General features: G+C 73.9%; 19 protein-coding genes. 12 read left to right on the top strand and 7 right to left on the bottom strand.

Translation table 11 applies throughout. The features are described from left to right. Positions 1 to 129: 129 nt before the first annotated feature. Genes ACRRSS_RS26605 through ACRRSS_RS26580 form a run of 6 tightly spaced genes read left to right on the top strand, consistent with a single transcriptional unit; the run spans position 130 to position 7,424 of the window. Positions 130 to 1,047: a GHMP family kinase ATP-binding protein gene (locus ACRRSS_RS26605; protein WP_435973627.1), complete on the top strand. Its 918-nt coding sequence runs from the start codon at positions 130 to 132 to the stop codon at positions 1,045 to 1,047. A gap of 1 nt (position 1,048) precedes the next feature. After that, complete coding sequence (locus ACRRSS_RS26600) at positions 1,049 to 2,140, top strand: PLP-dependent cysteine synthase family protein (RefSeq protein ID WP_435973626.1); 1,092 nt, start codon at positions 1,049 to 1,051, stop codon at positions 2,138 to 2,140. Then, positions 2,137 to 3,396, top strand: a complete 1,260-nt coding sequence (locus ACRRSS_RS26595) for an ATP-grasp domain-containing protein (RefSeq protein WP_435973625.1) — start codon at positions 2,137 to 2,139, stop codon at positions 3,394 to 3,396. The genes ACRRSS_RS26600 and ACRRSS_RS26595 overlap by 4 nt, the downstream gene beginning before the upstream one ends. After that, positions 3,393 to 5,012: an argininosuccinate lyase gene (argH, locus tag ACRRSS_RS26590; RefSeq protein ID WP_435973624.1), complete on the top strand. Its 1,620-nt coding sequence runs from the start codon at positions 3,393 to 3,395 to the stop codon at positions 5,010 to 5,012. Before ACRRSS_RS26595 ends, argH begins: the two co-directional genes overlap by 4 nt. After that, a complete protein-coding gene (locus tag ACRRSS_RS26585) occupies positions 5,009 to 6,505 on the top strand; it encodes an MFS transporter (protein ID WP_435973623.1) in 1,497 nt (498 codons plus the stop codon). Before argH ends, ACRRSS_RS26585 begins: the two co-directional genes overlap by 4 nt. Before the next feature lie 55 nt (positions 6,506 to 6,560). Continuing rightward, on the top strand, positions 6,561 to 7,424 hold the full coding sequence (locus ACRRSS_RS26580) for a 4'-phosphopantetheinyl transferase family protein (protein WP_435973622.1): 864 nt from the start codon (positions 6,561 to 6,563) through the stop codon (positions 7,422 to 7,424). 122 nt (positions 7,425 to 7,546) lie between these two features. Here the strand turns inward: ACRRSS_RS26580 and ACRRSS_RS26575 are convergent, their stop codons facing one another. The 3 genes from ACRRSS_RS26575 to ACRRSS_RS26565 all read right to left on the bottom strand — a co-directional run bounded on the left by ACRRSS_RS26575 (position 7,547) and on the right by ACRRSS_RS26565 (position 9,103). Next, positions 7,547 to 8,011: a hypothetical protein gene (locus ACRRSS_RS26575; RefSeq protein ID WP_435973621.1), complete on the bottom strand. Its 465-nt coding sequence runs from the start codon at positions 8,009 to 8,011 to the stop codon at positions 7,547 to 7,549. Between the two features lie 16 nt (positions 8,012 to 8,027). Next, the gene (locus tag ACRRSS_RS26570) at positions 8,028 to 8,282 is read right to left on the bottom strand and encodes a hypothetical protein (protein WP_435973620.1); all 255 of its coding nucleotides are present in this window, start codon (positions 8,280 to 8,282) and stop codon (positions 8,028 to 8,030) included. Between the two features lie 131 nt (positions 8,283 to 8,413). Further along, on the bottom strand, positions 8,414 to 9,103 hold the full coding sequence (locus ACRRSS_RS26565) for a TetR/AcrR family transcriptional regulator (RefSeq protein ID WP_435973619.1): 690 nt from the start codon (positions 9,101 to 9,103) through the stop codon (positions 8,414 to 8,416). Positions 9,104 to 9,441: 338 nt separating this feature from the next. On the opposite strand from ACRRSS_RS26565, the gene ACRRSS_RS26560 reads away from it, so the two are divergent. From ACRRSS_RS26560 to ACRRSS_RS26545, 4 genes are all read left to right on the top strand, one after another. Then, the gene (locus tag ACRRSS_RS26560) at positions 9,442 to 10,059 is read left to right on the top strand and encodes an isochorismatase family protein (protein ID WP_435973618.1); all 618 of its coding nucleotides are present in this window, start codon (positions 9,442 to 9,444) and stop codon (positions 10,057 to 10,059) included. Between the two features lie 289 nt (positions 10,060 to 10,348). Further along, complete coding sequence (locus ACRRSS_RS26555) at positions 10,349 to 13,075, top strand: YfhO family protein (RefSeq protein ID WP_435973617.1); 2,727 nt, start codon at positions 10,349 to 10,351, stop codon at positions 13,073 to 13,075. 51 nt (positions 13,076 to 13,126) lie between these two features. Further along, positions 13,127 to 14,092 carry a glycosyltransferase family 2 protein gene (locus ACRRSS_RS26550; protein ID WP_435973616.1) on the top strand — a complete coding sequence of 322 codons (966 nt, stop codon included), beginning with the start codon at positions 13,127 to 13,129 and terminating at the stop codon, positions 14,090 to 14,092. Positions 14,093 to 14,095: 3 nt separating this feature from the next. After that, positions 14,096 to 15,505 carry a polysialyltransferase family glycosyltransferase gene (locus tag ACRRSS_RS26545; protein ID WP_435973615.1) on the top strand — a complete coding sequence of 470 codons (1,410 nt, stop codon included), beginning with the start codon at positions 14,096 to 14,098 and terminating at the stop codon, positions 15,503 to 15,505. Here the strand turns inward: ACRRSS_RS26545 and ACRRSS_RS26540 are convergent. Next, the gene (locus ACRRSS_RS26540) at positions 15,474 to 16,259 is read right to left on the bottom strand and encodes a VOC family protein (protein ID WP_435973614.1); all 786 of its coding nucleotides are present in this window, start codon (positions 16,257 to 16,259) and stop codon (positions 15,474 to 15,476) included. The genes ACRRSS_RS26545 and ACRRSS_RS26540 overlap by 32 nt on opposite strands. A 172-nt stretch (positions 16,260 to 16,431) precedes the next feature. Here ACRRSS_RS26540 and ACRRSS_RS26535 point away from each other — a divergent pair, with 172 nt between their 5' ends. Continuing rightward, positions 16,432 to 17,259, top strand: a complete 828-nt coding sequence (locus ACRRSS_RS26535; RefSeq protein ID WP_435973613.1) for a sulfurtransferase — start codon at positions 16,432 to 16,434, stop codon at positions 17,257 to 17,259. Between the two features lie 94 nt (positions 17,260 to 17,353). Here ACRRSS_RS26535 and sepH read toward each other — a convergent pair whose 3' ends face one another. Continuing rightward, positions 17,354 to 18,388, bottom strand: coding sequence for a septation protein SepH (sepH, locus tag ACRRSS_RS26530; protein WP_351899309.1), 1,035 nt, complete (start codon positions 18,386 to 18,388; stop codon positions 17,354 to 17,356). 498 nt (positions 18,389 to 18,886) lie between these two features. Between sepH and ACRRSS_RS26525 the strand changes: the two genes are divergently transcribed. Next, complete coding sequence (locus ACRRSS_RS26525; RefSeq protein ID WP_435973612.1) at positions 18,887 to 19,807, top strand: hypothetical protein; 921 nt, start codon at positions 18,887 to 18,889, stop codon at positions 19,805 to 19,807. Between the two features lie 3 nt (positions 19,808 to 19,810). Here ACRRSS_RS26525 and ACRRSS_RS26520 read toward each other — a convergent pair whose 3' ends face one another. After that, a complete protein-coding gene (locus ACRRSS_RS26520; RefSeq protein WP_435973611.1) occupies positions 19,811 to 21,160 on the bottom strand; it encodes a D-arabinono-1,4-lactone oxidase in 1,350 nt (449 codons plus the stop codon). Next, a complete protein-coding gene (locus tag ACRRSS_RS26515) occupies positions 21,099 to 22,361 on the bottom strand; it encodes an MFS transporter (protein ID WP_435973610.1) in 1,263 nt (420 codons plus the stop codon). Before ACRRSS_RS26515 ends, ACRRSS_RS26520 begins: the two co-directional genes overlap by 62 nt. Positions 22,362 to 22,514 lie beyond the last annotated feature (153 nt).

The following is a 22,514-nucleotide window of genomic DNA, read 5'->3' as shown; positions in this document are numbered from 1 at the left end:
GCGGAACTGCCCGCATACTGCCGCCCGACCAGCCGGATCCGTACCCCCGCGCTGCCTAGCGTGAGGGTGTCCGCACGATCGGCCACGCCTTGTGAGTGGTGCGGCCGGCCCTCAGAGGAAGTCAAGGACATGGTGGATCATTCCGGTTGGCGGGTCGGCGTCGCCTCGGCCCCCATACATCACGGCGAAATTCTCCAGGGCGTCTTTCCGCACCAGGGCCAGCTCACCCGGGGACTGGTCACCCTGCCCTGCACCGTCCACACCACCCGGGCCTCGTTCATCCCCGCGCGGGGCGAGGAGCTGACCGTCTCCCCGGTCTGGAAGTCCAAGGCACGGCGGGCCGCCCAGCTCACCGCCGAGGCCTGTGTCCCGCCCGGGGAGGGACCGGTCGGCGGGCACCTCGAACTCACCGGCGACGTCCCGCTCTGCCGTGGCTTCGGCTCGTCCACGAGCGACGTCCTGGCCGCGGTCTGGGCCGTCCAGGACGCCCTGGTGTGCCCCCTGCCGCCGGAGGAGGTCGCCCGCATCGCGGTGAAGGCCGAGACGGCGTCCGACTCGCTGATGTTCAACGAGAGTTCGGTCCTCTTCGCCCAGCGCGAGGGCAAGGTCATCGAGGACTTCGGGTACCGCATGCCGGCGGTACGGGTCCTCGGCTTCGGCTCGCGGCCCGAGAACGAGGGCAAGGGCATCGACACACTGGCCTTCCCGCCCGCCGAGTACGGCGGCGCGGAACTCGAACTCTTCGCCGGACTCCAGGTCATGCTGCGCGAGGCCATCCACACCAAGGACGTCGCCCTCATCGGGGCAGTCGCCACCGCCAGTACCGACATCAACCAGCGGCACCTGCCCATCCCGCGCCTCGACTCCCTGCGCGCCATCGTGCGGGAGACCGGCGGCCTCGGCATCCAGGCCGCGCACAGCGGCGACATCGCCGGGCTCCTCTTCGACCGCGACGACCCCGAGGTCGAGGCCCGCACCGAGCACGCCCAGCGACTGCTGCACAACATCGGCATCCACGAGCAGTGGATCTTCACGACGGGTGACTGACATGACTACGACCACGATCGCGGGCGCCGTCAAGCTGCACGACTCGGTGGTGGACGCCACCGAACTGCCCCGCATCATCCAGGTGACCGACAACCTCTACGCGGCGGCGTTCAGCCTGATGAAGCTGCTGCCGGCGCGGTTCATCATCGACCGGGCCGAGGCCGCCGGCGTGCTGCGGCCCGGCAGCCGGGTCATCGAGACCTCCTCCGGCACCTTCGCGCTCGGCCTGGCGATGGTCTGCCGCCTGCGCGGCTACGACCTGACCATCGTCGGCGACTCCGCCATCGACCGCGACCTGCGCAACCGCCTGGAGATGCTGGGCGCCACCGTCGAGATCGTCGAGTACGCCGGCCAGAGCGGCGGCATCCAGGGTGCCCGCCTCGCCCGCGTCGAGGAACTGCGCCGGCTCCACCCGGACAGCTTCGTGCCCGGCCAGTACGACAACCCGGACAACCCCGGTGCCTACGCGGTGGTCGCCGACCTCATCGGGGAGACCGTCGGCTCCGTGGACTGCCTGGTCGGACCGGTCGGCTCCGGCGGCTCCACCGGCGGCCTCGCCGCCGCCCTGCGCCCCGCCGACCCGGCGCTGCACCTCGTCGGTGTGGACACCCACGGTTCGATCATCTTCGGCACGCCCGACGGTTCGCGCACCCTGCGCGGCCTCGGCAGCAGCATCCACCCGGGGAACGTGCGCCACAGCGCCTACGACGAGGTGCACTGGGTCACCGCCCCCGAGGCCTTCCACGCCACCCACGAACTCTTCCGCAACCACGGCCTGTTCATGGGCCCCACCAGCGGTGCCTCCTTCCAGGTCGCCTCCTGGTGGGCCGCGCGCAACCCCGACAGCAAGGTCGTCATGGTGCTGCCCGACGAGGGCTACCGCTACCAGTCCACCGTGTACCACGCCGAGTGGCTGCGCGAGCAGGGCATCGAGCCGGCGCCCACCGTCGGCGGCCCGGTCACCGTCGACCACCCGCTGGACGCCCCGTCCTCGTGGACCCGCCTGGTGTGGGCCCGCCGAGGCTTCGACGACGTGATGACGCCCGAGGCCCACGCCCTCGACGGCGTGACGACGCCGGAGGCCCAGGCATGAGCACCCCCCTGCTGCTGCTCGTCGAGTCCAACACCACCGGCACGGGACGCCAGTTCGCCCAGCGGGCCCGGGGGCTCGGGACCGAACCCGTCCTGCTGAGCGCGGACCCCGCCCGCTACCCGTACGCCGCCGAGGACGGGCTGCGGACCGTCGTCGTGGACACCGCGGACGACGACGCGCTCTGGGCCGCCGTCACCGCCCTGGCGGCCGGTGCGCCGGTCGCCGGAGTGCTCTCCAGCTCCGAGTACTACGTGGCCACGGCCGCCGGCCTCGCCCGGCGCCTCGGACTGCCGGGGCCCTCCGCCGACGCCGTCCGCGCCTGCCGCGACAAGGCCCTGCAACGCCGCACCCTGACCGAGGCGGGGGTGCCCGTACCCCGTTTCTCGGTGGCGGGCACCGTCGCCGAGGCGATCGCCGCGGCCCAGTGGCTCGGCGGTCCGGTCGTCGTCAAGCCCGTCCAGGGGTCGGGGAGTCTGGGCGTACGCCTCTGCCGCGACCGGGACGAGGTCGCCGAGCACGCCGGGAGCCTGCTGGCCGCCACCGTGAACGAACGCGGTCTGGCCACTCCCGGCGTGGTGCTCGTCGAGCAGTACCTGACCGGGCGGGAGTTCTCCGTGGAGGTCTTCGGCGAGGACGTCGTCGCCACGGTCGCCAAGCACGTCGGCGCGCCGCCGGTCTTCGTCGAGACCGGACACGACGTGCCGGCCGTCCTGCCCGCCGCGCGGTCCGCCTCCCTCGTCGACAGCGCCGTGCACGCGGTCAAGGCCCTCGGCCTCGGCTGGGGCGCCGCCCATGTCGAGCTGCGGCTCGACGGTGACGTCGCCCGCGTCATCGAGGTCAACCCGCGGCTCGCGGGCGGCATGATCCCGGAGCTCGTCCGCCGGGCCCGAGGCGTCGACCTGGTCGGCGCCCAGGTGCGGGCCGCGCTCGGCGCGCCCGTCGACCTCACCGGCACGCCGGACGCCGCGGGCGCGGCCTCGATCCGCTTCCTCACGGCCGGGTCCGACAGCGTCCTCACACACGTCGTCACCGCCGAGTCCGCGGCCCGCGCGGTGCCCGGCGTCGTCGACGCGGCCTTCTACCGCCCGGCCGGAACGCCGGTCGTCCCGGCCGAGGACTTCCGGGGACGGGTGGGGCACGTGATCGCGGTCGGCACCGACCCGGGGGAGACGGCCGAAGTGGCCGGAACCGCCCTCACGCTCGGACTGGCCACCGCCCTGGTGCCCGCGGCGGCGCGGGCGGCGGTGCCGGCATGAGCGGCCCGCAGAAGACGGAGGCCCGGCCGGAAGCTCCCGAGGGGACGTCGAGCGTGATCCCGGCAGGGGCCTCCGCCGTAACCCCCGAGGGGACGTCCGGCGTGATCCCGGCCGAGCCCTCCGCCGAAGCCCCCGCCGGCGTCCACACCGGGCGTCTGCGCACCGGGCTCGACCCGCGGGCCCACCGCATCGTCTACGACCAGTACCGGACGGACGACGGCGACCCGATCGGCGACGAGCTGCGGCTGATCAGCGAGGTGGACCGGGCCCACCTGGTGATGCTCGCCGAGCGCGGCATCGTCGACGCGTCCCGCGCCGGGGCCCTCCTGGAGACGGTCGAGGCCCTGCGCGCCGAGGACTTCGCCCCCGTCCGCTCCCGCCCCATGCCACGCGGCCTGTACCTGGCCTACGAGGGCTGGCTCGTCGACCGGCTCGGCCAGGAGACCGGGGGCGTGCTGCACACCGGGCGCTCCCGCAACGACCTCAACGCCACCACCGTACGACTGAAGGTGCGCGGCCCCTACGGCGAGCTCCTCGACGAGGTGGCCGAGCTGGCACGGGTGCTGCTGGACCGGGCGGAGGCGTACCAGGACGTCGTCATGCCCGCCTACACCCACGGCCAGCCCGCCGTGCCCATCGGCTACGGCCACTACCTGACCGGCATCGCCGGCGCCGTGCTGCGGTCGCTGGAGGGACTGCTCGACGCCGGGCGGGAGATCGACGTCAACCCGCTCGGCGCGGGAGCCGTCGGCGGCACCTCCGTGCCCGTCGACCCGGCCCGTACCGCCGACCTCCTCGGCTTCACCGCGGCCGTGCCCAACTCGGTCGACGCCGTCGCCTCCCGCGACTTCGTGCTGCGCATGCTGTCCGCCGCCGCCGTCCTCGGCGTCCTCATGGCCCGGGTGGCCCGCGACCTGACCTGGTGGACCACGGAGGAGTTCGGGCTCCTGCGGATGGCCGACGACCTGGTCGGCTCCAGCTCGATGATGCCGCAGAAGCGCAACCCCTTCCTCCTGGAGCACATCCAGGGCCGTTCGACGGCAGCCCTCGCCGGCTTCACCGGGGCCGCCGCCGCCATGTCCACCGCCGGCTACACCAACGCCATCGCCGTCGGCACCGAGGCCGCCCGCCACCTCTGGCCCGGCCTGGCCGACACCACCCGGGCGGTGACCCTGCTCCGGCTCGTCGTCGACGGGGCGGAACCCGAACGCGACCGGATGCGCGACCGCGCCCGGGAGGGCTTCACCTCGGCGACCTACCTCGCCGAACGCCTCGTCGTCGACGGCATGCCCTTCCGTACCGCCCACCACCTCGTCGGCGAGACCGTCCTCGCCGCCCTGGACAACGGCACACCCCTGTCCGAGGCGGCCCGCTCCCAGCCCGACGTGGCCGCGGCCGCCGCCCGATACCCGGCCGACTGGCTGGACCCGGAGACCGTGGCCGCCGCGTGCGCCCACGGCGGCGGCCCCGGCTCCACCGCGACGGCCGGGGCCCTCGCCCGGGCCCGCGCGGAACTCGCCCTCCTCACCGCGGAGTCGGCCGCCCGGCGGGCCCGCTGGTCCGAGGCCGCCGAGCGGCTGACCGCCGAGGCCGCCAAGGTGGTGGCGGCCGGATGAACACGCGGCGCGGGGACGGGCTGCTGAGGCAGCGCGACTTCCGGCTGCTGTGGGCGGGGGAGACCACCAGCCGCTTCGGCAGCAACATCACGGGCGTCGCCATGCCCCTGGTGGCGGTGGTCACCCTGGACGCGAGCACCTTCTGGGTGAGCGCCCTGGCCGCCGCCGCCTGGCTCCCCTGGCTCCTCCTCGGACTGCCGGCCGGCGCCTGGGTGGACCGCCTCGCGCGCAAGCCGCTCATGGTGGCCTGCAACCTCGGCTCGCTGGTGCTCCTGCTCAGCGTGCCGGCCGCCGCCTGGCTCGACGTGCTGACGATGACCCACCTGGTCGTGGTGTCCCTGCTGACCGGGCTCGCCAACGTCTTCTTCTCCATCGCCTACCGGGTCTACGTGCCGTTCGTCGTCCCCCGGGAACACCTCACCGAGGCGAACGCCAAGCTCCAGGGCAGCGAGTCGGCGGCGCAGCTCGCCGGGCTCGGCGGCGGCGGCGTCCTGGCCGGCGCGTTCGGAGCGGTCAACGGCCTCCTCGCCGACGCCGCGACCTTCCTGGTCTCCACGCTGTGCCTGCTCGGCATCCGCGCGAAGGAGCCGCCGCCGAAGCGGCCCGAGCGGCCCACGACGCTCCGCAAGGACGTCGCGGTGGGCCTGCGGCACACCGTGCGCGACCCCTACCTGCGCGTCCTGACCACCTACGGCACCGTCACCAACCTGCTGCTCACCGGCTACCAGGCCATCCTGACCGTGTTCCTCGTGCGCGAACTCCACGTCGGCGAGGTCGCGGTGGGGTGGCTGCTCGCGGGCAGCAGCGTGGGCGGACTGCTCGGCGCCCTCGTCGCCACCCCCGTGGCCCGGCGCTTCGGCACCGCGCGCGGGATGCTGCTCTGCAAGTTCGCCACCGCCCCCTTCGGGCTGCTCATCCCGCTCGCCGAACCGGGCTGGCGGGTCGTGCTGCTGCCCGTCGGCGGCGCCGTCCTCGCCCTGGGCGTGGTCTCCGCCAACGTCATCCAGGGCACGTTCCGCCAGCAGTACTGCCCGCCGCACCTGCTCGGCCGGATCACCGCGACCGTGTCGGTCGCCAACTTCGGTGCCATCCCGGTCGGTTCGCTCCTCGGCGGTGTGCTCGGCGGCGTGCTCGGACTGCGGCCCGCGCTCTGGCTGCTCACCGGCGGCCTCGCGGTCAGCTCCGCACTTCTGCTCGCGGGCCCCCTGCGGTCCCGCCGCGACCTGCCGACCGAACCGCCCACCGACCTGCCGACCGAACCGCCCACCGAGCCGGCCCGACCGCCAGCCGAGACGGCCGAAGCCCTCACCGAGCCGGCCCAACAGCCCGCCGAGACGGCCGAAGCCCTCACCGAGCCTGCCCCACCGCCCACGGACAGGGCCGAGGCCCTCACCGAGCCCGCCCCACCACCCCCCGAGCGGCCCGAGCCCTCCGAGGAGCCCGCCGCGTCCGAGTGGCGGGCCGCTCGGCACACCGTTCCCGAACGAGGCTGATCCGTCCCGACGGCCACCCGCGCCCGCGCATCCGTCATCGAACAGGAGGGGTCCCGTGAGTGATCCCAGAAGCGGTTCCCGGAGTTCCGCGAGCGGCCTGCTGCTGCCCGCGCCCGCGCCCCCACCGGGCGGCCCGCCGCCCGCGCCACCCCCCGGCGCCCTGCTGCTGCCCGCCCCCGGGCCGCCGCCGCGCGCCCTTCCGCAGCCGGGCTCCCTCGACCTGTGGCTGCTCAGGGTCTCCGACGCCCGGGGCACCGGCCTCGACGCGGGGGTCCTGGACGCCTCCGAACGGGAGCGCGCCGCGGGAATGGCGTACGCGGAGGACCGGGTCCGCTTCACCGCCGCCCATCTGGCACTGCGCCGACTGCTCGGCGCGTACCTCGACATGCTGCCGCAGGACATCCGCTACGGCCGGGAGACCTGCCCGTGCTGCGGCGGCCCGCACGGGCGGCCGACCGTCCTGGGCGCCCGGCGGGGACTGCACTTCTCGCTCTCCCACCGCGGCGACCTCGTCCTCGTGGGGACGGCGGTGGCGCCCATCGGCGTCGACGTCGACCTGGTGGCCGATCCGGGCGGCGCCGCGGAACTCGCCACCATGCTGCACCCCGCCGAGCAGCGCGAGATCGCGGCGCTGCCGCCCCCGCGCCGCCCCAGGGCGCTGGCCCGGCTGTGGACCCGCAAGGAGGCCTACCTCAAGGGGCTCGGGACCGGTCTCGGCCGTGACCCGGCGGCCGACTACGTGGGCTCGGGGAGTCCTGACGGAGCGGTGCCTCCCGAGGGCTGGACCCTGCTCGACATCCCCGTCGACCGCGGGTACGCGGCGGCGGTGGCCGTCCACGGCGAGCTCACGACGCCCTCGCCCCGGGTCAACCGGATGTCGGAGCGGGACATCCGGGGAGATCCGCCCCGCGCGGGGTGAGGGAGACCCGCGCCGGCGCGCGTGAGGCAGACGGGCCCGGTACGCGGCGAGACGGGCCCGGTGCACGCGGAAGGTCCCCGGACAGTTCGTCCGGGGACCTTCCGCGTATCAGGACCGGGGCCTCAGCCCGCCACCGCGATCCACTCGTCGAGCTGTTCCTGCGTGGTGGCCGGGTCGGCCACGAGTTCGGCCAGCTCGTCGTCGGCGCGGTGGAGGGTCGAGACCGCGGGGCAGCGCACGCACGCGTCGACCCCGGTCTGCTTCCACCACTGGCACCGCGCCCTGAGGTGACACCGTGGGACGTTGCCGTCCTCCTGCGCGGCGGGCCGGGACAGCACCCGCTCGACGAGCGTGCAGTCGCCGCCCCTGCGGTTGAGGCAGTCGCTCACACAGTGCGAGGCGAAGCGCAGGAGGCGCCGCGGCTCGATGCCGTCCGGCACCTCTCCGAGCACCTCGGCCGCCGGCACGGGATCGGCCAGGTAGACCACGCGCCCGTCCTGCCCGGACCGTACGCCCAGGACGACGGACTCGGGCGCGTGCGCGTCTCCGCTGGGGCACCAGGTCTGCGAGGAGGTGGCCTCGCCCACGGTGGTCACCCCGGCCTCAGCAGTCGACCGAGCGGGAGCCGGCGAGGCCCGTGATCCGACCGCCGACGCTCTGGCTCAGCGCGTCCGCCCCGGTCCGCTCCTCCTGGGCGGCGGCGAGCCTGATGCCGTCCTTGAGCTGGGCGACCGAGGTGATGCGCTCGCTCGTCTCGGCCGCCGACGCGCTCGCCGTGCCGGCGCCGGTGACGACGAGCCCGGCGGCCAGCAGCGCCGCGGCACCGGCGGCGGCCACCTTACGGGTCGGGTTCTCCATGGCGTACTCCTCTGTCTCCTGGTGTTGGGAGCTGCGAGCGTAGGCGCGTGGAGAGCCGTGAACGGCAGGTGGCGGCGGCAGCCGACCGGCGGTTTGTTGGCGGGATTCCGCCTCCCGGACGGCCGGTTCGGTTACGGCTCCGAGGGCGAGGCCGGCGGGAGCAGCGCCTCGGCCAGCCGGCCGGGGTCGGCCGCGTCGACGGGCGCCGTCCCCGTGAGGGTGCCGACGAGGGCCTGCGCGAGGACGGTCGCCGTACCGATCCGGGCGTCCTCCCGTTCGTCCCCGGTGACCTTCCCGATCACCGCGTCCCGTACGGCCGGTGAGATGTCGGAGCCCCCGAACAGGTCGGGGAACGACAGCGCCGTCATGCAGACGCCCACGTTGGCGGAGAGGATCGACTGCCCCGCGAGCTCCGGGGTCGTCCGGAGGCGTCCGGCGTCACGGCAGCGCTCGACGGCCTTCAGGAGGATCGCCTGCGCCTCCTTGATGGCCCCCGGCCTGGCGTCGCCGGTCGGCGTGAACATCAGGCGGTAGAGGTACGGGTTGCGGAGCGCGAACGCGACGTGGCTGTCCCACGCGGTCCGCAGGTCCGCAACCGGGTCGTCGGTGAGCGGGTTGCGCCGCTTCTCGGCGAGGAAGCGGGCGAAACCGAGGTCGGCGACCGCTGTGAGCAGCCCCTGTTTGTCGCCGAACTGGCGGTAGATCTCGGGCATGCCGACCTTCGCGCGGTCGCAGATGGCGCGGGTCGAGATCGCCAGCGCGTCCTTGGTGGCGAGGAGTTCCTCGGTGGCTTCAAGGATGCGCTCTCGTGCCGTCGACATGGCTCCCACGATAACAGCGCTAACACCCCGGACCTGGGGAATCCCACAGCCTTGTAAGCGATGCTTACGATCCATGTTAGCGTTGCAAACACCGTGGGGGGCGACCGATCCCGAGCCGCTGTCCGACCGTTCGCGACGAGAGAGCTGGTGTTCCCCATGAACCGTCCGCCGTTCCGTCGCGCCGCCCCGGGCGTGGTCGCGGCCGCCGTGGGCGTGACCCTCCTCGGCGCCCGCGGCGACGAGACCACGGGCCCGCCCGCACCCTCGCGAAAAGAGCCCCTCGCGCAAGCGCCCCTCTCGTAAGAACCCCCCCTTCCCCGTCCTCGAAAGGAACCGCCATGACCGCCTCCACCACCCTCCGCGATGTGATCGGCCTTCCCCAGGAGCTGCCGCGACTGGGCGAGTCGGCCCTGATCATGATCGACTTCCAGAACACCTACCGCACCGGCGTCATGCGGCTCGACGGCGCGGAGCGGGCCGTGGCCGCCGGCGCGCGGCTGCTCGCCGCCGCCCGCGCGGCGGGTACGCCCGTCGTGCACGTCGTCAACGACGGCGGCGAGGGCACCCCGTACGACATCCGGGCCGAGATCGGCGCGATCAGTGACGAGGTCGCCCCGATCGAGGGCGAGAAGGTCGTCGTCAAGCAGGTCCCCAACGCCTTCCACGGCACAGACCTGGAGGAGACCCTGAAAGGCCTCGGGGTCTCCGGTGACCTGGTCATCGCCGGGTTCATGACGCACATGTGCGTCCTCTTCACCGCGCAGGGCGCCTTCAACCTCGGGTACCGCCCCACCGTGGTCGCCGAGGCCACCGCGACCCGCCCCCTGGCGGGGCCGGACGGCACCGTCCTGCCGTCGGACGCCCTGCGGGCGGCGAGCCTGACGACGGTCACCGACCTGTTCGGCACGGTGGCCCGTACGGTCGACGAGCTCGTCGCCCCGACACCGGCGGGCTGACCCGCGCGCGGCGGCCGGCCGCCGCACGCACCGGCGGCCGACTCCCGCGCACCTGCCGCCGCCCCCGTCCGCACCTGCGGCCGACCCCTGCACCTGAGGCCCCCCGCGCACCGTCCGGCCCGCCCGCCCGCGTGGCTGGCCACCCGCCCCACCGACCCCGGGAGTTCACCCGAGGTGTACCGAAACACCGCCTGATGATGGGTTACGGGTCGTCCGACTCGGCGGTAATGGCGGTCGGCCCGTGACGCCTCACCCGGGCGTCCCCGTTCCGTACGCCCCTGGAGGACGTGTGCCACCCGCCGCCGAGACCCTGCCGGCCGAGGTCGACGGCGAGGGCGGGGCGGGCGGCGCCCCGCTCCGTCCCGGCACACCCCGGCGCGGCCCGCGCTCCCCGGTCGTCGCCGGTCCGCTCGCCGCCGCCCTGCTCACCGCCGCTCTGCTCGCCCTCGCCACCCGGCTCTCCCGCAGCTACCCCTTCGGGCCGGTGACCAGGAACATCGTCGACCTGGGCCAGCAGTACCTGCCGTTCCACGCCTACTGGCGCTCGTTCCTCCTCGGCGAGACGCACGGGGACGCCTTCCTCAACTGGAACTCCGGCTTCGGCTCCAACTTCCTCGGCGACATCGGCACCTATCTGAGCAGCCCCTTCGACCTGCTCGTCGTGGCCTTCCCGGCCGACCGCGTCGAACTCGCGCTGTACGTCGTCACCGCCGTCAAGATCAGCGCGGCCGGGGCCGCGATGGCGCTCCTGCTCCTGCGGCTGCGCCCCGGCCCCTGGCCGGTCGCCGCCGTGCTGGGCACCGCGTACGCCCTCTCCGGCTGGACCTTCAACTTCGGCGCCACCGTCCCCATGTGGCTCGACGGGCTCGTCGCCTTCCCCCTGCTCTGCCTCGTCGGGGAGTGGGCCCGCACCGGGCGCCGCCCCGTCCTCGGCCCGCTGGTCGTCGCCCTGGCCTGGATCGCCAACTTCTACACGGCGTACATGGCCACCCTCGGCGCCGCCGTCGTCCTCCTCGTACGGCTCCTCACCGCGGAGGAGACGGCCACCGCCCGGCAGCGCCTCGCCGGGGCGCTGCGCGCCGCGCGGGGCTTCCTCATCGGCATCGGTCTCGCCGCACCGCTCGTCGTGGTGGTCTTCCTGGCCACCAAGGTCGCCGACCCCACCCCCGAGACCACCTTCGCGCCCGCTGCCTGGGCCGACGTCCTCGCCCGGTTCCTGCCCGCCACCGCGAGCGTGGCCAGCCCCGCCCTCTTCGTCGGCACGCCCGCGCTCGCCCTGGCCCTCACCCTGCCGTTCAACCGGGCCGTCGCCCCGCGCGTCCGGGCCGGCCTGTCGGCCGCGATCGTCCTGGTGACGCTCTCCCTCCAGTGGGAGCCGACCCATCTGCTCTGGCACGCGGGAGCCTCGCCGAACGGCGCTCCGTACCGTCAGACCTTCGTCCTGTGCGGGCTGCTGCTCGTCGCCGCCTGGTTCTCGGCGGCCCGGGGCGTGCCGCGACCGGCCGCGCTGCTCGCGGGCGGCGCGCTGCTCGCGCTCCTGGCGTGGGCGGCCCGGGGGAGCGTCGACATCGACGGATGGACCTATCCCGCCTTCGGCGTGGCCGCGGCCCTGGGACTCGCCGCCGTCCTCCTCGCCCTGCTGGACGCCCGCCGGAACACTCCGGGAGGAACGTCCCCTTCGGATGGGCGGCCCCGCGCGCGCGGAACGTCCCCTTCGGGTGCGCGGCCCCTCGGAACCTCCCCTACGGGTGCGCCTTCCCTCCCGGGCGTACGGCCCACCTCGCGCGCGCTCTCCGTCGGCTCCGCGCGCGTCCTGCCCGTCCTGGCCGCGGTCCTCCTCGTCGCCGCGCAGGCGGGCGAGGCGGTCGTCACCGGGAAGCGGATCGAGGAGCAGCAGCGCGCCAAGGTCTCCTGGTCCCCCCGGATCGGCCCCTGGCACACCTCCGTGGCCGACGAGGCGGCCCGCGCGGACGTCTGGCCCCGCCACCGTACGGACCCCGGAGAGGTCCCCGGCGGCAACGACGTCCTGATCGTGGGCGGACAGGGACCCGACTACTACAGCAGCCTCACCGCCGAGGTCACCTCCGGCACCCTGTCCTCCCTGGGCTTCGGCCACTACGCCAAGGGCCGGCACCCGGTCACCCTCGACAACCCCGTGACCGACGCCCTCTTCTCCATCGGCACCCGGATCCGCTCGCGGCCCACGGAGCCGGTACGCCAGGACGCCCTGCCCCGGGCCACGGTCTCCGTCACCACGACCCCCGTACCGCCCCTGGTCACCGTCCGTCCGGAGCGGCGGCCGGCCACGCACCCCGGGGACTCCGCCTTCGCCCTCCAGGAGCGGTTGCTCGGCGCCGACGTGTACGAGCTGCCGACCGTCTCCCGTACCGGACGGACCCTCACCGCCCGCTGCCCGGCGGGCTCCCAGGTCTGGTTCTGGGCCCCCGAGTACCGGGGCGCCGCCGCCCTCGCGGGGGAGCGGCCGGTGGACTTCGAGGGCAAGCCGCCCGCCGTCCGCGCCCCCATGCGGAGCCTCGGCACCGCGCCCGCCGCCGGGGACCTACGGATCGAGCTGACCCCCGGGGGAAGGATCAGGCTGCCCGCCCAGCCGCTCGGCTGCCTGCTGCCCGCCCGGCTCGACTCCGCCGTCCGGCAGCTGACCGCCACCGGCGCCACCGAGGTGCGCACCACCGGACACACCGTCACGGCCGAACTTCCCCCGGGCAGCACGGGGACCGCCGTGCTCGCCGCGCCCCGCATCTCCGGCTGGCGCTGCGCCGCGGGTGACGCGGAACTCCGCCCCGCCCGCGGCTACCAGGGTCTCGTCGCCGTCCCGCTCGACGGACGGGCGCACACGGTCACGTGCTCCTTCCGCCCCCCGGGGCTGAAGCTCGGCGGCGCGGTCGGCCTGGCCGCGCTCCTCGCCCTGATCGCGACGGCGACTTTCCACGGGAGACGACAAGAGTTCACCCGGAGTGCACCCTCGGATCGTTCACCCGGAAAAGTGGAGGGTTAACGTACCCGCCGTAGCGGCGTTTAATTGTTCGATTCAGTGTGGGGATTCCGCGTGCCGAAACTGTCCGTCGTCGTACCGTTCCACAATGTCGGGGCATACGCGCCCGACACCCTGCGCAGTCTCGCGAACAACGCGGATCCGGAATTCGAGTTCCTGCTGATCGACGACTGCTCGACGGACGACACCCCGGAAATCCTCGACCGCTGGCGGGACCGTCTGCCGAACGCCACCGTCATCCGGCACGAGACGAACCGCGGCGTCGCCCAGGCGCGCAACACGGGAATCGACGCGGCACGCGGCGACTACCTGACCTTCCTCGACGGAGACGACTGGTACGCCCCGGGCCACCTGAGCGCCACCGTGGCCGGAATCGAACGGCTGGGCTGCGATTTCGCCCGCACCGACCACGTCCTCTCGGAGGGCCGGAAGCGGCAGATCCGATACGCCCCCGCCAAACGCCGCGACACGGTGATGGACCCCCGCGACGGAATCTCGCCCGCCAGCATGGTGACGATGGTGGACTATCCGTTCGTCCCCTTCGGAATTTACGGATCCGGCCTCTTCGAGAACGGCGCCTCGCGTTTCGAGACCTCGCTGAGAACGGCCGAGGACCGGCTCTGGATCTGGCGGCTCCACCTCAGGGCCCGCACCTTCGCCGCGCTTTCCCTGCACGGGGTCTTCTACCGGCGGGGCGTCACCACCTCGCTCACCCAGATCACCGACAACCGGCAGCTGGACTTCATCCCGTCGTACGACCTCCTGCTGGACGACATCTCCCGGGACGCGGAGGCCGACCGCTTCCTCCCGAAGGCGGTCCGCACCTACTGCGCGATGATCGCCTTCCACATGGGCAAGGTCGACACGTACGAGCCCGCCGTCGCCGGACGACTCCGCGCCGACGTCGCCGACGCCCTGCACCGGATGCCGCAGCAGGTCCTCGACGAGACCCTCGCCACCATGGACACCCCCCGCAGCACCCTCCTCCGGAGCCTGCGCGACACCGTAAGGACCGCCTGACCCATGGCCCCCGCCCCCGACAAGGCCCCGGCCCCCGCCCCCGCCGAGCGGGCACCGGCGTACGCCCCGGCCACCGACGGCCGCCCGGTCCAGATCTTCCAGGTGTCCACGCTGTACGGCGCGGCCACCCTCGCGGCCTCCCTGGACGCCGGACAGTTCGGCCGCCGCGAGGACGCCCGCAGGCTCCTGCTGATCTCGCACAACGCCGAGATCCCGGAGACCGCGCTGCGCCTGGAGACCATGACCGGCTACGAGCGGATCGCCGCCCGCTTCGACGCCACCCTCGACTGGAACGAGACGATCCACCCGTACCACCCCGCCGCCTGGGCCCCCCGCCCCGAAGAGGCACCCCTCTGGCAGCGCGTGCTGCGCACCGCCTGGGACCTCGGCACCGCCCCGGTCGAGCTGATCGTCGAATCCATCCAGGTCAACCCCGCCAAGGCACTCGCCGGCGCCTTCCCCGAGAGCGCCGTCCACGTCTACGCGGACGGCCTCATGAGCTACGGCCCGACCCGCAACGACCTCGCGCAGTCCCTCGCCTGCCGCGTCCGGCGCGTCCTCCACCTCGACCTGGTGCCGGGCCTGCGGCCGCTCCTCCTGAGCGAGTACGGGGTCGAGCCCGAGCTCGTCCCCGACGGCGCCTTCCGCGCGGTCCTCGCCGAGATCGCCGAGGACGCGGCCGCCGACCCGGCCGTCGCGCGCGCGGCCGCCGCCGGGCCCACGGCCCTCCTGCTCGGCCAGTACCTCGCCGCCCTCTCCCTCCTCACGGCGGAGGAGGAGGAGGAACTGCACGTACGGATGCTGCGCGGCGCCGCGGCGGCCGGCCACCGCTCGATCGTCTTCAAGCCGCACCCGACCGCGCCCCCCAGCTACTCCCAGGCCCTCCAGGAGGAGGCGGAACGGTCCGGCGTACGGCTCACCGTCCTCGACGGCCCCCTGCTCGCAGAGACCTTCTACGAACGGTGCGCGCCCCGGCTCGTCGTCGGCTGCTTCTCCACGGCGATGCTCACCGCCGCCGTCTACTACCGCATCCCGGTCGCGCGGGTGGGCACGGCCGAGGTCCTCGAACGGCTCACCCCCTTCGAGAACAGCAACCGCGTCCCGCTCACCGTCGTCGACCACCTGGTCGCGGACCTGGAACGCGGCGAGGAACCCGCCGTCCCCGGACCGGCACCGGAGTCGCTCACCCCGCTCGTCCGCGCCGTCGGCTACTGCATGCGGCACAAGAGCCACCCGGGGATGCGCGAGGAGACCACCCGCTTCCTCGCCGCGCACCACGCCGACCCGGACGTCGCGCACCACTTCTCCGGCGAGCGGCTGACCCAGCTCGGCCTGCCGGGCGGCACCGCGACCGCGCAGCGGAGCGGCGGCGCGGGGTGGATCAGGACGCGGATCCGGACGGGGCGGACCTGACCAGGGTGAAGACCGCGCCCTCCGGGTCCGCCACCAGGGCGAGCCGCCCCGCCGTGGCGTCGCGCGGCGGTCGCAGCACCTGACCGCCGAGCCGCAGGACGAGCCGGACGGCCGCGTCGGTGTCGGCGACCTCGAAGTACGTCATCCAGTGCGGGCCCCGGTCCCGGGGCAGCGCGTTGCCGACGCCGTGCAGGGACGCCACCGGCCGCCCGTCCACCAGGAGCGTGGCGTAGTCGTGGTCGGCGGACACGACCGGCTCGACCTCGAACCCGAAGACCGACCGGTAGAACTTGCCGACCGAGGACGTCTCGTACGTGAGGAGCTCGTTCCACACGGGGGTCCCGGGCGGTCCGGCCGTCGCCGTCCCGTGGTGCGCCGCGGCCTCCCAGACGCCGAAGACCGCGCCCACCGGGTCGGAACAGATCGCGAGCCGGCCGGCCTCGCCCGCGTCCAGCGGCCCCACCGCCACGGTGCCGCCGCAGCCGCGGATGCTCTCGGCCGTCTCGTCGGCGTCGGCGGTGGCCAGGTACGGCGTCCAGGCGATGGGCAGGTGCCGGTCGGGCGGCAACTGGCCGATGCCCGCCACCTCCCTGCCGTCGCGCAGCGCGCGCACGTACGGGCCGAGCTGCTGCGGGCCGGGTTCGAACTCCCACTCGAAGAGCGCGTTGTAGAACTCCTGCGTGGCGTCAAGCCCGTGCACCATCAGGCTCACCCAACAGGGTGCGCCGGGTGTGTGCCGAGTCGCCTCGGTCATCGTGACTCTCTCCTCGGACCATCGTCGTGGCCGTGCCCCCGTCCGATGGTGTCACCGAAGGGGCCGCGGCGCGCCCCGGTCGCACCAAAGAGTGGCGCGAACCCGCCGGGGTGACGCGGGAGGGCGCCGGTGTCCGCCCCCGCGCCCCCGCGGCTGCGCGAGGATGGCACCCATGAAGCCCATCATCTCCGCAAGCGAACTGCTGAGCGAGTCGGCCGGGGCCCGGCCGCCGGTCCTCCTGGACGTCCGCTGGACGCTGGCCGGGCCGCCCGGACGGCCCGCCTACGAGGCCGGACACCTGCCCGGCGCGGTCTACGTCGACCTGGACGCGGAACTGGCGGGACCGCCCGGCGGCGGCGGTCGCCACCCGCTGCCCGACCCGGAGGCCTTCGGCGCCACGATGCGCCGTGCGGGTGTCTCGGCGGACACCCCGATCGTGGTCTACGACGGCGGTCTCGGCTGGGGCGCGGCCCGTGCCTGGTGGCTGCTCCGCTGGGCGGGCCACCCGGACGTACGCGTCCTGGACGGGGGCCTCGCGGCCTGGACGGGTGAGCTCACGGAGAAGGTGCCCACGCCGGAGCCGGGCGACTTCCGGCCGGAGCCGGGCGCGCTCGGTCTGCTCGACGCGGACGGGGCGGCGGCGCTCGCCCGTTCCGGGCTGCTCCTGGACGCGCGGGCGGCCGAGCGCTACCGCGGGGACGTGGAGCCGATCGACCGGATCGGCGGGCACATCCCGGGCGCCGTCTCGGCCCCGACGACCGAGAACGTCGACGCGGAGGGCCGCTTCCTGGACGCCGACGCGCTGCGGGACCGTTTCACCACCCTCGGCGCGGCCGAGGGGACCCCGGTCGCGGTCTACTGCGGCTCGGGCGTCTCCGGCGCCCACGAGGTCCTGGCCCTGGAGATCGCGGGTCTGCCCGCCGCCCTCTACGCGGGATCCTGGTCGGAGTGGTCGTCGGACCCGTCCCGCCCGGTGGCCACGGGCCCGGACCCGCGGTAGTCCGCACGGGAAGGGCCCGCGCCGTGATGGACGCGGGCCCTTCCCGTACCTGCGGCGCGTTCCGTACGGGCACGAGTCCCGCACGGGTACGGCGTCAGTCCTGCTTCTTCCTGCGGGTGCCGAAGACGATCTCGTCCCAGCTCGGCACCGCCGCGCGGCGGCCAGGGCGGACGCCGTCCGCCTCTGCCTGGCGGTCCGTGGTGCCGGTGAGACGGTCCCGGTGGCCCGACACCGCGCGCGGCATCAGGACGTCGGCGTACGCGGAACCGGCGCCCGCCGACGCGGCCGGAGCCGGCGGCTCCTCCGCCTCGGCCTCTTCCGAGGGCTCCGAGTCCGGCTGCTCGGGCACGATCATGTCGCCGCGGAAGCTCGGCACGGCCTCCAGGAGGCTCGTCAGCGAGTCCCGCTCCTCCTCCGGCTCGGCGGGCGCGGACGCCCGCTCCAGCTGGCGGTGGTCGAGCTGACGGTCCAGGGCGCGGTCGAGCGGCCTGTCCCGGGGCAGCCGGGCGATGCGCGGCACGAACGGGAAGCTCGGCTCCGGCGCGGCGGCGATCGTGTCGTCCGTCTCGCCGATCAGGGCGCGGGCCTCGTCGTCCACGGCCTGGACGAGCCGCCGGGGCGGGTCGTAGGTCCAGCTGGCCGTGTGGACCTCGCCGGCGACCCGGTAGACGAGCAGCACCTCCCAGGTGCCGTCGTCGCGCCGCCAGGAGTCCCACTGGACGGTGTCCTTCTCGGCGCCACGCAGCAGCAGCCGCTCCTGCACGGCCTCGCCGAGCTGGGGTCCGCTGTTCTCGCCGGGCCTGCGGACCGGGGTCTTGCGGGCCCGCTCCGCCATGAAGGCGCGCTCGGCGAGCACGGGGCCCTCGAAGCGGCGTACGCGGTCGACGGGGATGCCGGCGAGCTGTGCGACCTCCTCCGCGGAGGCACCGGCTCGTATCCGTGCCTGGATGTCGCGGGGGCGGAGGTGGCTCTCCACCTCGATCTCGATCTGGCCGAGGCGCGCGCGGTCGTTCCGCACGGCGGCGCGGAGCCGCTCGTCGATCGGAAGTGTGTACTCCGTGCTGTCAGCAGCCTTCAGCACCAGTCGTGTGCCGTCGTTGGAGACGGCCACGACACGCAGTTCGGGCATGGGGACCTCCCGGGTGGTGCCTGCCGACGTCACGTGCGTCGCTGCTTCCGCTAGTCGAGTGTGGCCTGCCCGGGTGCAGCCTGCCACTACCTTGCCGAGTTGCCCGGCGTGTCGGGCGTGGACCCTGGAACGCCGTTATGACACGGTTACCTGTTGACTACCCGGAGTGACAGGCGGTCACTCTGCGCAGTCGATTCCCGTGCGATGCCTTGGCGCCGCTGGTTCGAGTGCCGTGTCCGGCCCCCTCTCCATGATCCAGGGCACCCGTGAAGGCGCCCGGACCCAGGGTTCGTCAATGTACTCCATTCGGGCCACCTGGGTGGACCGGCGCGCCGCCCAACTTTGCGGGCGGTACGGGAGTTGAGTGTCCGCGATCTTCCCCCGTACGTGTCGCTCTTCACAGAAAGAGCGGAAGCGGAACTATTCCCTTCGCCCATTTGTCCCTTCTGGGTGAAAGGCGAACGGATGAGCCACCAGGGGCTGGATCAGGGGTTGGAGATGCGTCACAGGCCGGATACCGACACGGGCGAGCCGGAGGAGAAGGAGGGCGGGAGGCGAAGGATCGACCTGAGCGTGGCCCAGGTCTCGGGCAGCGCCCTGGCCGCGGTCATCGCCGCCAAACTCGCCTCCACCCTCGGCGTGTACGGCACGATCGTGGGCGCCGGTGTGATCAGTGTCATCGCCACCTGCGGCGGTCCGCTCTTCCAGCACCTCTTCCGGCGCACCGGTGAACAGGTGCGCGACGCGACCGCCGCGGCCAAGCCGAAGGCGCGTCAGATACCGCTCACGGGCGGCCCGCGGGACGACCGCACCCTGATGCTCGGCACGGTCCGGGCGGGCCTCCCGCACGCCGGGGAGGCGGCGGACGAGGAGTTCGGCGCGGCGACCACCCACGGCACCCGCGTCCGGGGCTGGAAGCGCCCGGCGATCGCCGCCGCCCTCGTCTTCGGCGTCACCATGGGCGGCATCACCACCTACGAACTGGTCTCCGGCCAGGACTTCAGCGGCAAACAGGGGACCACCACCTTCGGCTCCGTCGTCCGCGGCGGCGGAAGCGCGGGCCAGGAGAAGCCGGCCGGTAACGAGGACCCCACGCCCACGCCGTCCTGGTCCACGGACGGCACCGGGCGGCCGGGGGACGGCGCCGGCACCCCCTCGACGGGCGGCACCCCGTCCCCGGGCGACCGGGGCGACGGGCAGAGCGGCACCGCGACCCCCTCGCCGGAGCCGACGCCCTCCGGCTCCACCGGCGGCGAGCCGACCCCCAGCCCGACGCCGACCGGCCCCACCACGGAGCCGACGGCCCCGACCCAGGAGCCGACCCCGGGGACCGGCGGGCCCGAGACCCCCTCGGCCCCGCCCCCGGCCGGAGCGGCGGCCGGAGCCGGAGCCGACGCGGGCGCCGAGGGAGCCGAGTGACCGTCAGTCGCCCAGGACCCGGCGCAGATAGTCGTTAGCGAACAGCCGGTCCGGGTCGAGCCGGTCGCGCAGCGCCGTGAACTCGGCGAAGCGCGGATAGACCTCGGAGAGGTATCCGGCGTCGCGGGTGTGGACCTTGCCCCAGTGGGGGCGGCCCCCGTGCGCCGTCATGATGCGCTCCACCGCGGTGAAGTACCCGCGGTGGGGCGTTCCCTTGTAGAGGTGGACGGCGATGTACGCGGTCTCCCGCCCCGAGGCCGTGGACAGCGCGATGTCGTCGGCCGGCGCCGTCCGCACCTCCACCGGGAAGCTCACCTTGAGCGGCGAGCGCTCGACCATCGCCTTGAGCTCGCGCAGCGCGGCGACCGCCGCCTCACGCGGAAGCGCGTACTCCATCTCCAGGAAGCGCACCCGGCGCGGCGAGGTGAAGACCTTGTACGGGATGTCGGTGTACGTACGGGCCGACAGGGCCCGGCTGGAGAGCTTGGCGATCGAGGGGATGACCGGCGGCACCGCGCGGCCCAGCGAGCAGGCCACCTGGAAGAGCCCGTTGGAGAGGAGCTCGTCGTCGATCCAGCCGCTGACCCGGCCGGGGGGAGCGGCGGGACCCGCGCTGCGGTTGTTGCGCTTGGTGTTGCAGTTGTCCGTGTGGGGGAACCAGTAGAACTCGAAGTGCTCGTTCTCCGCGTGCAGCGCGTCGAACTCCGAGGTGACCCGGTCGAAGGTCATCGGCTCCTCGCGCGCGGTGAGCAGGAAGACCGGCTCCACGGCGAAGGTGATCGCCGTGACCACGCCGAGCGCGCCGAGCCCGATGCGGGCGGCGGCGAAGACCGCGCGTTCCTCGTCGTCCCCCTTCTCCGAACAGGTGAGCAGCTCACCCGAGGCCGTCACCAGCTCCAGCTCCCGGATCTGCGCCGCTATCGAGGCCGAGTCGCGGCCCGTGCCGTGCGTCCCCGTGGAGGTGGCCCCTGCGACGGTCTGCTCCATGATGTCGCCCATGTTCGTGAGCGACAGGCCCTCCCGGGCCAGCGCCACGTTGAGCCGCTTGAGCGGGGTGCCCGACTCGACCGTGACGGTCATCGCCTCGCGGTCGATCCGCCGGATCCCGGTCAGCAGCCCCGGCCGGATCAGGACCCCGTCGGTGGCCGCGATCGAGGTGAAGGAGTGGCCGGTGCCGACCGTCTTCACCCGCAGCCCGTCCGCGGCCGCCCGGCGCACCGCCTCGGCGAGCTCCTCGGCCGAGGCCGGGCTCACCTCCCGTACGGGGCGGGAGGTGACGTTCCCCGCCCAGTTACGCCACGGGCTGTTCGCCGTCCTGGTGCTCCCCGACCCCGCTGTTGTCGTCCCGCTCACGCTGCCCCTCCCGGTTCGGCACCGGCCTGCGCAGCCGGCGGTGTCCGAGGAGACCCACCGCGACCGCGAGCGCGCCCGAGACGACGGGCACCACGTACCCCGCCTCGGCCCCCGACGCGTCGACCACCCAGCCGGCGGCGGAGGAGCCGAGCGCCACGCCGACCGCGAGCCCGGTACCCGTCCAGGTCATGCCCTCGGTCAGCTTGGTGCGCGGTACGTGCGCTTCGACGAGGGCCATCGTGGTCACCATCGTCGGTGCGATGGACAGGCCCGCGACAAAGAGCGCCACGGCCAGCAACGGCAGGTTCCCGGCCAGTAGGAGGGGGATCATACTCACGGCCATCGCGCAGATGCCCAGGAGCCAGCGGCGGGACGGGTCGCCCTTGAGGTGGAGCAGCCCGAAGACGGCGCCGGCCAGGCAGGAACCGAGCGCGTAGACGGCCAGAACGAGGCTGGCGGCGGCCTTGTGGCCCTGCTCCTCGGCGAAGGCCACGGTCACCACGTCCACCGAGCCGAAGATGGCGCCGGTGGCGACGAAGGCGAGGGCCAGGACCTGCAGACCGGGGGAGCGGAGCGCGGAGACGCCGCGGACGCCCTGCTGGGGGTGGGGCACGGGCTCGGTGGCGCGCTGCGAGGTCAGCCAGAAGACGCCGACGGCCAGGAAGACCGCGGCGAACAGCGGACCGGCCTCGGGGAACCAGGCCGTCGACAGACCGATCGAGATGATCGGGCCGAAGATGAAGCACACCTCGTCGACGATCGACTCCCAGGAGTACGCCGTGTGCAGGCGCCGCTCCTCGCCCCGGTAGATCTCCGCCCAGCGGGCCCGGGTCATGGCGCCGACGCTCGGCACGCAGCCGATCACGGCCGTGAAGACGAAGAGCGTCCAGTCCGGGGCCTTCTGCTGCACGCAGAGGAGGAGTCCGGCGGCCGCGACGAGCGAGACCAGTGTCACCGGACGGAGCACCCGGCGCTGACCGTGCCGGTCGACCAGGCGGGAGACCAGGGGGCCGAGGACCGCGGCGGACATCGCGAGCGTCGCCGAGAGCGCGCCGGCGAGCCCGTAGCGGCCGGTGACCTGCGAAATCATGGTCACGATGCCGATGCCCATCATGGACAGCGGCATCCGGCCGAAGAAGCCCGCGACGGAGAACGAGGCGGTGCCGGGCGCCTTGAAGATCGCGCGGTAGGGACTGGGCAAGAGGCTCTCCGGATCTGAGTGCTTCGGAGCTGGCTCCGCACGACGACTCAACACGTGTAATTAACAGCTAAAGCCTACGGTGTTGAAGTCGATGGGTCATCCCCCTTTTTCGGACGCGTGCCGTCGGACGGGCCGCGCCGCTCGCTGTCAGGG

It is taken from the genome of Streptomyces sp. Qhu_M48 (assembly GCF_051305195.1).
Classification (GTDB): domain Bacteria; phylum Actinomycetota; class Actinomycetes; order Streptomycetales; family Streptomycetaceae; genus Streptomyces.
This window is presented reverse-complemented; position numbering and strand designations above follow the sequence as displayed.